Below are 11,734 nucleotides of genomic sequence, written 5' to 3' on the forward strand. Positions count from 1 at the left end.
TCCTCATGGTTTCGGTAAATGTTCTAAAAAGCGTCAGCGGTTAGAACGTTTACCGAAACCTTGAGGCCTCAAAACGGGTCCATGTTTCATTAAGAAATTCTCTTAAATCGTGTCCAAGATATTGACGTAATACCATAATAACAGTCTAAAATATTGCATTTCAAAACTCATTAATAAACTAACATTAAAAATACCCATTACAATAATGGGAACCTATTAAACAGAAATATAGCTGATATAGGAGTATAGACTTGAAGAGGAATGAGAAGCTGAATATTAGCCGAGGAAAAAAGATTGGAAAACAACTTATTTTTGTGGAGAATTTAATAATAAGTGAAATGAAACTATTCGCTATAAATTTATATATTCAAAATAATTTAATTACAATCTGACTCTAGGTGAAAAAAATATTATAAAAGTACAGGAGGAAAAAATGCTAATGTATTATTGGAATGACAGCCTATTTTATGAAGTTATGAATAAAGAAATTTTACATCTACCTATGGAACATGGAGATAAGGATTACTATTATAGTTTAAGAATACTTCTAACAAAGTATTATACAGAAGTAAAATACTTACTCAATAAAAAAGAGAGAAAGAAATTACTCAAAATCATAAAATTACTTTTGGATATAATATTAATGTATGATTTTAATGATTTTGCTAAGATGGATTCATGTTTTGAGAGAGTTGTTGAAATTCTACCAAAAATTGGAGATGATAAAATTTTAAAAAATTTCTATAGTACTCATGGAGATGATCCGTTAAAACTCTATAGAAGTGTTCCGTATTACAAGGGAAATACTCCTGCTCATAAATACGGGAGGAAAGGAATCTTTCATATTCGGTTTAGTGAAAAGGGGAAAGCAAGTTCATCTAGATATAGTATAGAGGGAGAACCATGCTTATACTTAGGTACAAATCTAGCCACATGTATTAATGAAGCTGGATTAGAAGAAGGGTTAATTTCTAGATTTAGATTTGATAGACTTAATTCAAGTAACATAGTATACGTTTATGATTTAGCAATAAAACCTCAAGATTTTTTTGATGAGAGCAAGATAGAAGAAATTAAAGATTGGACAGGTAGGGATATTTCTGAAAAAGATGAAAAAAAGAGATATGTATTTTGGTATCCTCTTATTGCTGCTTGTTCTTTTATACGAAATCAGAAGGATAAAAATGAAGGTATTTACCCATATGAATATTTAATACCTCAATTATTTATGCGGTTTTTAAAGAACAAGAAAAAGAAAGAATCTTATAATACTACTATTAACTATGGAGTAAGATACTTTTCTTGTAAATCAGTAGAAGATTCAAATGTAGGATATAATTATGCATTTCCGACCAGTGAGGTTGAATCTGGCAATTCCGATTTCTGTATATATTTAGCTGATATCTTTCTACTCACAGAACCTTTTCCTTTTTTAAAAAACGATATCAAAGAAAATCATAATCCTACTATTAATATAAAAGATAAACATATGAAAAAAATTTCTGGAAATCAATGAAATTATAATTAAAACATGGGGAGATGATATTACTAAACACTCAATTGCAATTGTTAATTCGCAAGAATTGCATATAATTTATCTCAAGTTAAGATGTTTAGTGGATATTGTAATTTACAGAAACTTCAAGTAGATGAAAATATAATCGTGGAATCTATATCTAGCTCGAGAGGACCGAATCAACAATTGTTTCATTAAACAACGGATCCTTCATGTTATTAAACTTAATGAAGTTAACTTTCAAAAACCATTACTTTTCTGTGGTTATACTTAGAAAACATGCAATGTAACTTAAAAGAATATTTATACTATAGCTAGAGAGGCTGATTTTATGAAGTATACTACACTAGCAGCGACTGAATTAACTCCTCAAAATACAGTAGTTTCTATTTCGCCTGGAAATAAAGATTGGTATAAATTGGAAGAAGGTTTTGAATTTCTGGTCCATATCAATTTGAAAATTCAAGGAGCAGAGGTAACAGATTCTGATGAGGAAGAGAGTGAAACACTAAAATTACTTGAGCAAAATAAGACGGAAGATATCTGTACAATATCTGCTATCCTTATATTAGGTGAAAGCATATCAGAAGAGTTTTATGATCCATACGAACTGTGTGATAATTACTCTGGAGATTTAGAATTTGTCTATTCTGTCATAAAAGAGTATAACTTGGAGTTTGATGAAGACAAAATGAAAATGCGTAATATTGTTTATATCGATGAGCTTTTATGGAATCCTGAGATAGATACCGAGACGAAAAAACAAGTCATTGATCAGTTAAAAGGATTCATTATCCACCACTATCATAATATTCCAGATGTGTTATGCTTTTACTCAGCAGCAATTAAAGAGTATGAAAGTAACAAGCAGTTAACTAAGGACAGAGAAAATATGTTAAATAAAAAAATCTCTTCTGTATTAGAACCGGACGATGATTCTGTTGCAGGTGATAATGTTATCGATCTCAACAGACACTTAAGATTTTCAGAAGATGAGATTAATGAACATTTGGGACGCCGGAATAAAGGAGAAACGTATCCTCGAAAATATATTAATCAAGAAGAGTTTACTGAATTTGAGAACCTAGGATTCGAGGAATTAGGAGAGACGAGATTACTCTTGAAATTCATATGACTAGAATAATCTGAAGATCAAATAGCTTAGATAAACCTGTCATAAGATTAAATCTAATTGGGAAAATCCACACTAACCCAGAAGGAGATTTCCCTTATGCAGGGGAATCAATTCCTAAGCCTCATATTCATATCGCAAAAGAAGATTATGGAGACAGTATAGCTTTTCCCTTAGGAGCTGAAGAAGCACTTATTCATCTCTCAGAGGAAGAGAAAAAAGACTTTGTGAAAGTGGTCGAACGTTTTTTCACAGCAATAAACACCGCAAATATAAGTGATTTCAATATAAAAACGCTAGGAGAATTATTTGATAAGGAAGGGGGAATAACTAATGATCGATGTACAGCAGATTGAAAAAGAAGCTTCTCGTGCACTGACAAATTGGTATAAACAAAGTTTTAAATTTATTAGTTATGATTCATTTTTAGAATTTGAAACTCCCTTTCTTGACATGCATAATGATCGAATAAAGACAAAAAAGAAAAACTTATTAAGACAGTAAATAATCCTGCAAATGTACATCCTAATCAGTTAACATTCCGATTTATTGATGTAAAAGACACATGTCAAGATGCCGAATTCTTTATCATCGCCAATGACTTAGGCAAAAACATAAAGAAAACATTACTAAATTCTCTATCGGCTTATGATATAGAACTTATCAAATGGTCAGAAAAAGAGCAGTGGGTCGACAAGTTAAAAATTGTCTGAAATTTTTAACTTTTGACGGTATGATCCCGGTAAGATCGATAATAAAGGTGAAACTGTTGTAGAGGTATTCCAAACAATTACCTCTACTCATTAGAAAATAATGAAATCAATACACAATAGGTATCACATGAAAATAGATTAGTGAGATGAGCTGAGGATAGTCGTTCCTCAGAAAAGTATTATAATAAACAAAAAGGCGTTGAGCCGAAAACCTAGCTCAACGCTTTTTTGCGAAGAAAAGATAAGTAGTCGTTTGCTTATCTTTTCTTCTTTTTCTTTTTAGCTTGCTTTTTGAAGTACTTTAAGCGCATTTTCTTCTCACGTGCGATTCGCTCTTCCGGCGAAAGCGTTGGAGATGACGTTTGTTTGCCCTGCTTTTTAGGTTGTGCTGGCTGAGATTTCTCTTCATTTTGTGAAGCTTTTTCTTCGGTTGCTTCACTTGATTCAGCTGGTTTATTTGATGCAGTATCAAAAGTTTTAGCAACTGCTTCAGGTGCCCATAGCTGCCCGTCAGCGTTAAAGACGAGTCCGTGTTCGACAAGACTTAATACACTTTCCTGTTCTTTATCAGACAGGTCGTCGTTGATTTCAAGTGGCTGGTCTGCATTAACTACTTTATTTGAATAAAACGCGTTAAGCTCTTCATTAGATTCTAACAATTCTTTTTGTGCTGATTCCATCCACTCGATGAGCGCATCGATAATCTCTGCTTTTTTCCAGCTCTTAGCAATGTCCAGATCGAAGCGCTCGATAAAATGAGCCAGCTGCTTCTTTGTGTACTGGTTGAGTGCTGCTTCTAAGGACTGTTCCTCAGGCGCACTCTTGATTTCCATTTCCTTAATTGTATCGATTAACTTATCGTTCATAATTAATTTTCTCCTTTTACCCAGATATAGCTAGTGTACCATAAAAGCACTACAATCTAACAGTTTTTTCACTGATATAGCGTGAGACAGAGGGATTTACGAATTGAAGTAAGGTAATTTTTCGCTCAGCGAAAAATAACAGCATTGAAAAATAGTAATCGTGACAAGTGAAGACGATATTTGAGTCCACTTGTCACGATTATCCGGAAACTTTACAAGTGGTGGAAGAGAAGTACAGTCACTTGTAACAATTAAGACGAAACGATACAAGTGGATAGTTATTTGCCTCTTACTGATAACGATTTTGCCATAAAGAAAAAGCTGGCGAGGCCAGCTTTTACATATAAAAATTACATAAAGTCATCTCGGTTCATGAACTCGTCCTTCCATCCGTCGAATCGGTAGATCTCGTTGATGTCTTCGGTGATCTCTTTGCCGTTCGGGTTAGTCAGATCGAGCTGACCGGACATCAAATCCCGGCGAGCGCCTTCAAAAGGAGCGTCATTTTTCGCCTTCGTGCAAAGCGGGTACTGTGCATCGGGATCAGGCTCAAGTATCTTTTCCAGAACGATCTCGTGCTCCCAGTCGTCTCTAAAATCATAAATGTAAATTGCCCGGTCTTTCTCCTGCTTGAACCAGTCAGACAGCTTTTCTTTCTCATCAACCAGATAGCGGGGCAGGTCATAGTCTTCCGGATTAGAAAGCCTTTGTCTAAGCATAAGCAGCAGCGGATCGCTTTCTATCATCGGCGTACCTTCCTCAGGACCGATCCGGGTACCGTTCAACCTTTTACCGCCTGACTTTCTTAGATCAAACTCATACAAGGAGTACCCCATCCAGTCGAACGCCGCCATGAGTATGTAGTGAAGCTCCGCGAATGTCGTCTCACTATCCACCTGAAGCATCCGCCACACTGGCATCCCCACGTCTTTTAGTGTCACCTTGAATTGATAGATCATTTAAGCACCTTCTTTAGTTTTGTAGTTTTATGATACCAGAAGGTGTGGCAGATTCACAGTTTTTGTAGTTTGAAACAGTCGAATCGTTACAAGTGAGAGCTAAGTTTAACCTCACTTGTAATGATTAGCCGGAAACTTAACAAGTGAGCTTAATTAAAGTGGGTCTACTTATAAAAATCAAGCCGAAACGTGACAAGTGACGCAATATTTCCTGTCTACTTATCACGTTTAAAGCTTAAAAGTGGACATTTTTCGCCCGGCGAAAAATAACAACATGATCAATCATCAGTATAGTAGCTGCCTCGGCCACGGTTATGTACTCGGTAGTGAGTCTCCAGCACTTTTCGTATCCGGGACTTCTTCCATTCATTCCCGCACCAGGTATACGCGATGTCTTTAGTAAGTGGTGTCTCTGGAAAAAGCAACTTGAATTCTTCAATGCTGCGGTGGATCGCTTGTGCTGCCGGTTCTTTTTTCCCACAGACATTGCAGTAAATATTCTGCCGGCTTTTGTTATAAGAGAATGAATCACAGCTTGAGCAGCGGATCCCTTTTCTCAACTGATCGAATGAGTAGGCAGGCAAATTAGTCGGGTGATACATATCGTTATGCCTCTTGATAAGCTGTTTGGCAAGAACCAGGTTCTTATCAGATTGTTTCGGCAAGGGCTCAGCTAGGTCTTTGAAGTGACCGGCAAGCTGTCCTGCAAATAGGATAGCATCTTTCTTGGGTAGATCATAAATATAAGAGTTAGAGTTTATGAAAACGACGTACACCTCGATGTCTATGGAATAGTCCAACTGTATCAGTAAGTTATAGAGATAAGAACGCTTTCGTTCAGCTTGAGCGACGGGGTCCTGGATCGCGTGACCGGACGTTGAATAAAGCCCATTGTCCTTGTATACGAATGTTCCGCTGTAGTTCTTTACTTCGTATAGATAGATCTTTTCATCAGTAATCACCAGTGAATCGATTTGGTATGATGTGTCTTTTGTACTTAAAAGCAGGTCATTAATGACAAGGGCATCAATGCCAGTCTCGTTGAGTATATGATCAAACATCTTCTCACCCTTAAGACCTTTGATCTGATTTGCATACTGTACTTTCTCGTTAGCAGATAAAGTCATCCGGTTATTCAACACTTCTAAAATGCGGTGGCTGATCGACTTCGAACGTTCTTTAAGTATCATGTGTGCCTACTTTAAGCATTTTTACTATACATACTATATAATCGCAAACGATTTAAAAACTCACGAAAATAAATAAGGAAATTTTTCGCTCGGCGAAAAATAACAACATATAAAGCTTTTCTTGTTACAAGTGACGAGAATAAGTGGAGTCACTTGTAACGATTGAGCAGAAACGTAACAAGTGGGAATGAAAAATCGGTTCACTTATAACGATTACCAAGAATCTTTACGAGTGACCAGAATTAATGCACTCACTTGTAAAGATTCTCAAAAATTACATTAGAATTCGCTGAAATATGTGCTTTCCAGCTGACGTTATGAGCAGATCCAAAACCAAATAACAAGATTAAGTCCTTTTCGTCCATAAATCCATCTTTTTCGTCACTTTGAATGAGAAAGCCTCCCAGCGTAAATTAAGGGTGTACACAGGCCATGTACGACTACACTTAGAAGATCTTCTGGAATAGGAAAACCGATGAAAATGCAGGAGAAAACGAGAGAATTGACGGATGAGATGGCAGCCGACTTTTTCTTTGTGCACGATGCTATCGTCTACGGGGCGCTGAAGAAATGCCAGATCCCTTATAATCATCCGGACTACGAGGATTATGTGCAGATGGGAAGGATGAAACTGGTGGAAGCTTATGAAATCTTCCCGAAAGACATGACGGAAGAAGAGGCTTTTTATCAGTTCACAGGCTATGCCTTTCAGAAAGTGAAGTGGGGTGTCTTGGACGAAATACGGATAATGGTCCGCCGGGCTGAGCGGGAGATGCCGATGCCGGAAGACTTTGAGCCGATGGTCGTGGTTGATAAGTCTGGGGTGGATGAAGATGTGCTGATGCGGGATGTGTATCAGTCAATGCTGGCGTGTCTCACAGAAGTGGAACAGACGTACTTGAACGATGCTGTGATACATCAGCTGTCGGTGACAGATATTGCGAAAAAACGAGACGTCAGCCGGAAGACGGTATATGCCTGGCGTCAACGGGTGGCTGAGAAGCTGGCGCAGTACAAGACGGTATTAAAAAACTAATCAGAGAAAGAAGGAAAAGAAATGAGTAAATCAATCATACTGGATGCGGGACACGGCGGGAGCGATCCGGGAGCGAATGGTTTTGGAGTCCTGGAGAAAGACTGGAACTTAAAAATCACATTGTATCAGTACAAGCGATTGAAGGACTTAGGGGCTGATGTCCACCTGACGAGAGACAAAGATGTGACGCTGGAACATGTGCAGCGAGTGGCTCGGATCAAGAATCAGTATAACGTCTGTGTATCCAATCACTGGAATGCCTTCAACGGACAGGCGCGGGGGATCGAAGTGATCCACTCTGTCCATGCCAAGCCGGCTTTTGCGGAGGATCTGGCTGAACGTCTTTTGGGAGCGACACAACTTCCGTTACGTCGGGTGTTCTCACGGACCATGAAGCCGGGGGTGGATTACTACTATATGCATCGACTGACTGGCAAGACCGAGACCGTGATCATCGAGTACGGCTTTATCGATAATGTGACGGATCATCAGGTGTTTCTAAATGACGAGTTGTTCTACGCTGCCGCAGAAGCAGTGATCGAAGGGATATGCAATAAAATCGGGATCGGTTATCAGCGTCAGGAGAGAGAAGGTTCTAGTAAGGTAGAGACTGAAACACCGGTTAAGGCAGTCAAGTCTGGAAATTACAGTGGGAAGCGACTGGTGAGCCACCACGACGGTAAGCTACGCTTTTACACTAAGCCCAGCTGGGAGGACAAAGACGTGTTCGGCTACATCACCAAAGATCAGGGCTTCCCGACTGTCCTGGAAAAGGTGACTATCGGACGAGGATCACAATATAAAGTGAAGAACTCGAAAGGTAAGGTATTCTATATCACTGCCAGTCCAGTGTATGTGAGTGTGAAATAACGTGTTTAGTTAATTAGTAGAAAGAGTCTGCCTAAGAGTCATGACGGCAGATTCTTTTTTTGCAGAAATAAGGGTACTATAATTTAAAAATAGGTGCTGACATTAATCCCATTCCTTATTTAAACTGACTAAGTATCTTAGAAACTTATCACGACGGGTAAGTTAATTAGAATCCCTTTGAAAAAAATGATATAGTAAGCTGTAATAGATACAGTAGATAACGAGACATTAAATCAACTCTATTCAAATCTCACATAAGGAGCGTTTGTATTGTATGGAAATGGATAAATTTAAAAATGGTAACAAGTATGTAGACATCGTGCAGTCAGTCACCGCTGAGGAATTGACGAATGCTGAAGGGATCAATGAGGCCTATACAAATTTTAAATGTATGAAATTCATACCTGCCAGCGGAGCAGCGACGCGGATGTTCAAAGACTTATATACATATCTAGAAAACAGAGAAGAGACGCCTTTCGTCCGTCGATTTTTTGAGAATCTTCACCATTTTGCCTTTTACAAGGATTTAGTCGAAGAAGGAAACAAGGTGGATGCCGGCGAACTTGATCAGGCAGACAAAGTGGAAATCATTGATCGTCTATTAACCAGTAAGCTGAAGTACGGGAATTTTCCTAAGGCACTGATCAAAATGCATGCCTATGAAGACGCAATGGCGACGCCTATCGATGAGCATATTTTTGAAGGCGAACAGTATCTTGATCCTGAGTCTGTGAATCTGCATTTTACGATCGCACCGGAGCATGAAGACATGTTCACCGACTATATCAGCGGGATCGCCGCGGATAAACCGCTTATAGCGATCACTTATTCGTTTCAAAAAGAGGAAACGAAGACCCCGGCAGCCGATATGGAAAATGAGCCGTTTTTACTTGAGGATGGGGAAGTGCTGTATCGTCCCGGTGGGCGCGGCTCCTTGCTTGAAAACTTGAATGATCTGGACGCGGACATACTGTTCATTAAGAATGTAGATAATGTGTGTCACAGAAGCCAGGTAGAAGAGACGATCCAATCGAAGAAGGAATTGGCCTCTGTCGGACTAAAAGTCAAGACACAGATTGATGCGTATATAAAAGACTTAAAAGCAGACGACTATGATTTGGATGAAATTGAAGCTTTCCTAAAGGATACGCTGAATATCTCACTCAAAAAAGAACTCACTAAAGACTGGGCCCTATATTTCCTGGACAGACCTCTACGCGTTTGCGGGATGGTCAAAAACAGCGGAGAACCCGGCGGTGGACCGTTCGTGGTCGATAATGGCGATTATCTTGACCTGCAGATCTGCGAGAAATCGGAGATCGACTTAAATGATCCACATAAGCAGGAAATCCTCAATTCTTCTCAGTTTTTTAATCCCGTAGACTTAGTGTGCTTTGTTAAAGACTATAAAGGACAGAAGTTCAACTTAACGGATTACCGAAAGGAAGACCGTTACTTTATCACCGAAAAATCTTATAAAGGGAGACCCTTAAAGGCGCTTGAACATCCCGGGCTGTGGAACGGCTCGATGCATCACTGGAACACCCTGTTTGTCGAAGTCCCTGAGTCCACCTTCAACCCAGTGAAGAATGTCAATGATCTCTTGAGAGAAGGGCATCGAAAAGCGACCGTGTCAGTCTAACTAATCAATTCTTTTTTACAGAAAAGGTGTTCCTGGCATAGAAATCAGGGACACCTGTTAAATAAACTCATTGATTTTATAAAAGACCTTCAAGGACAGATTTTTTCTGTTCTCGAAGGTTTTTTTATCGTTTATTCAGCTGTTTTGAAACCATCACTGAAATAATGACTAAAATTCATGAAATAGTTCTTCAATAGAGGATCTTGCTTATTAGCTAAGTCTGAAGCGAAGGCTAGCATCCTTGAAATGTCCTCTGGAGTATCTTTGCATAAGAGAACATATGATGTGGCATGCTCACCTGTTGGAATGGTCACGGCTGCAGCACCTGCCATGTTGGCCACTCGGATAAGTCCTTTGTTTCCTTTATGCTGATGTTCTTTCGCCTGGGGCCCCATATGCCCGAGGACAGTATCGCCTAAACCCTGAAAGTCCACAGGCCCTTCTTTAGAGATGATGCAGTCGTGTTTACCCAAGTTCTCTTCAAGATATGGAATGAGTAGTTCTCTTGATTCATTTAAATCTACTTTGTCAGTAGTGCTGATGCTATCTGTTAGGTGCTCATTTTTCTCTAATGCTCCATTGATTTCCAGAAGATCAAAATGGTTATTCTGATTGTTTTGAGTAGGTACAGGTATAACCACTTCTATTGCTCTTATCAATGCGTCAAATTCACGAGTGATAAAACCGATCGAGGGCGTGAAGGCATGTGCATCGGTCGAATATTTCCTGAACTTGCTTGTGTGTTCTTTACAGATGGAAGGAGAGATGAAGCCGAATAAGTTAAGAGACATTGCCGGAGCCAGAACGGATCCGCCGCCATCCGTTCCGATGCCAAGGTCATTGATACCTGTCAGGACATTGATGGCTGTGCCGCTGGACGAGCCGGTCATAGGCCGTCCTGTGATCGGATTTCTCAGACGTGTATCTATGGCTCTACCACCTAGACTGAAAGCATCCACTGTGTGTAAGCCATAATGCTTTGTGGATTCAAATGTTGTTACTAAAGAATCTGGGATTTCTGGTCGGTCCTTTACACCGATATATGAGAAATGGTCATTTTTCACTTTGTCGATGATCTGAGGGTAGACCTTTACCACAGTATGGTAGGGATTCTGCAAGGCAATAAAAGTCTTCTTCGCTAGATGACGCATAATGTCTACGTTCACGTAAATTCATCCTTTTCGATTTATTTACTTAAGTTTAAATTAAACCTTGCAAAAAAGAAATAGGCGTAATATACTATGAGCAAGAAAGCGTTTCAATTTATTAAATCGTGTAAATTTGAGAGGAGGATAAATCGTCACTCTTTAGCTGGTTTTATAGTAAGACAGTAAGAAAGCCCATCTATTATCTCGACAGGTTGATAGATGATATTTTTAACTATCAATTTACAAAAAAATGTAAATTGAAATAAATCAAAAGGAGAATCACTATGATTAAAATTGTAGTCGGCGGACAGATCGATAAAAAAGAAGTTGCCAAAATGGTCGAAGAACACGCGGGTGATAAAGCAGAAGTGGTCGTAAAGAGCGACTTGGATGCAGCCATGTCACTGAAAAACAATGAAGCAGATTATTACCTGGGTGCCTGCAACACAGGCGGCGGTGGTGCACTAGCGATGGCGATTGCCATGATCGGCAGAAAGAATACCTCAACTGTTTCTATGCCGGGAAATATCATGTCAGATGAGAAAATTGCAGAAGAGGTCCAGGCAGGCAAGCGTGCCTTTGGTTTTACAGCTCAGCATAAAGACAAAGTCATTCCAGTTATTATCAGAGAAATTCTCAAAAAAGAAGAATAAAGGAGACTA

Annotated in this window: 13 protein-coding genes; 9 read left to right on the forward strand and 4 right to left on the reverse strand. The window is 39.0% G+C overall.

Annotated features, from left to right (window positions below; genetic code table 11):
• Positions 1 to 439: 439 nt before the first annotated feature.
• The 5 genes from BMX84_RS07810 to BMX84_RS12865 all read left to right on the forward strand — a co-directional run bounded on the left by BMX84_RS07810 (position 440) and on the right by BMX84_RS12865 (position 3,361).
• Complete coding sequence (locus tag BMX84_RS07810) at positions 440 to 1,516, forward strand: hypothetical protein (protein WP_143058696.1); 1,077 nt, start codon at positions 440 to 442, stop codon at positions 1,514 to 1,516.
• A 331-nt stretch (positions 1,517 to 1,847) separates the two neighbouring features.
• The gene (locus BMX84_RS07815; RefSeq protein ID WP_091488654.1) at positions 1,848 to 2,651 is read left to right on the forward strand and encodes a hypothetical protein; all 804 of its coding nucleotides are present in this window, start codon (positions 1,848 to 1,850) and stop codon (positions 2,649 to 2,651) included.
• A 41-nt stretch (positions 2,652 to 2,692) separates the two neighbouring features.
• A complete protein-coding gene (locus tag BMX84_RS12860) occupies positions 2,693 to 3,004 on the forward strand; it encodes a DUF6978 family protein (RefSeq protein WP_371860961.1) in 312 nt (103 codons plus the stop codon).
• Positions 2,982 to 3,152 carry a hypothetical protein gene (locus BMX84_RS12515; protein ID WP_177165511.1) on the forward strand — a complete coding sequence of 57 codons (171 nt, stop codon included), beginning with the start codon at positions 2,982 to 2,984 and terminating at the stop codon, positions 3,150 to 3,152. The genes BMX84_RS12860 and BMX84_RS12515 overlap by 23 nt, the downstream gene beginning before the upstream one ends.
• On the forward strand, positions 3,140 to 3,361 hold the full coding sequence (locus BMX84_RS12865) for a DUF1829 domain-containing protein (RefSeq protein WP_091488718.1): 222 nt from the start codon (positions 3,140 to 3,142) through the stop codon (positions 3,359 to 3,361). The genes BMX84_RS12515 and BMX84_RS12865 overlap by 13 nt, the downstream gene beginning before the upstream one ends.
• A 257-nt stretch (positions 3,362 to 3,618) precedes the next feature.
• Here BMX84_RS12865 and BMX84_RS07825 read toward each other — a convergent pair whose 3' ends face one another.
• The 3 genes from BMX84_RS07825 to BMX84_RS07835 form a co-directional block, all read right to left on the reverse strand.
• Positions 3,619 to 4,227 (reverse strand): hypothetical protein, encoded by a 609-nt coding sequence (locus BMX84_RS07825; protein WP_091488655.1) that lies wholly within the window; start codon positions 4,225 to 4,227, stop codon positions 3,619 to 3,621.
• A 350-nt stretch (positions 4,228 to 4,577) separates the two neighbouring features.
• Entirely contained in the window at positions 4,578 to 5,186 is a 609-nt protein-coding gene (locus BMX84_RS07830; protein WP_091488656.1) for a plasmid pRiA4b ORF-3 family protein, read from the reverse strand.
• 278 nt (positions 5,187 to 5,464) lie between these two features.
• The gene (locus BMX84_RS07835) at positions 5,465 to 6,376 is read right to left on the reverse strand and encodes a nuclease-related domain-containing protein (protein ID WP_091488657.1); all 912 of its coding nucleotides are present in this window, start codon (positions 6,374 to 6,376) and stop codon (positions 5,465 to 5,467) included.
• A gap of 481 nt (positions 6,377 to 6,857) precedes the next feature.
• Here BMX84_RS07835 and BMX84_RS07840 point away from each other — a divergent pair, with 481 nt between their 5' ends.
• From BMX84_RS07840 to BMX84_RS07850, 3 genes are all read left to right on the forward strand, one after another.
• Entirely contained in the window at positions 6,858 to 7,412 is a 555-nt protein-coding gene (locus BMX84_RS07840) for a sigma-70 family RNA polymerase sigma factor (protein WP_091488658.1), read from the forward strand.
• A 21-nt stretch (positions 7,413 to 7,433) separates the two neighbouring features.
• Positions 7,434 to 8,282, forward strand: coding sequence for an N-acetylmuramoyl-L-alanine amidase family protein (locus BMX84_RS12790; protein ID WP_091488659.1), 849 nt, complete (start codon positions 7,434 to 7,436; stop codon positions 8,280 to 8,282).
• A gap of 274 nt (positions 8,283 to 8,556) precedes the next feature.
• Positions 8,557 to 9,924 carry a DUF4301 family protein gene (locus tag BMX84_RS07850; RefSeq protein WP_091488661.1) on the forward strand — a complete coding sequence of 456 codons (1,368 nt, stop codon included), beginning with the start codon at positions 8,557 to 8,559 and terminating at the stop codon, positions 9,922 to 9,924.
• Between the two features lie 131 nt (positions 9,925 to 10,055).
• Here BMX84_RS07850 and BMX84_RS07855 read toward each other — a convergent pair whose 3' ends face one another.
• A complete protein-coding gene (locus BMX84_RS07855) occupies positions 10,056 to 11,090 on the reverse strand; it encodes an amidase family protein (protein ID WP_091488662.1) in 1,035 nt (344 codons plus the stop codon).
• A gap of 266 nt (positions 11,091 to 11,356) precedes the next feature.
• Here BMX84_RS07855 and BMX84_RS07860 point away from each other — a divergent pair, with 266 nt between their 5' ends.
• Positions 11,357 to 11,725 (forward strand): DUF2620 domain-containing protein, encoded by a 369-nt coding sequence (locus tag BMX84_RS07860; protein WP_091488664.1) that lies wholly within the window; start codon positions 11,357 to 11,359, stop codon positions 11,723 to 11,725.
• The last annotated feature ends 9 nt before the right edge of the window (positions 11,726 to 11,734 follow it).

The organism is Alkalibacterium putridalgicola, from assembly GCF_900109825.1.
Lineage (GTDB): Bacteria > Bacillota > Bacilli > Lactobacillales > Carnobacteriaceae_A > Alkalibacterium > Alkalibacterium putridalgicola.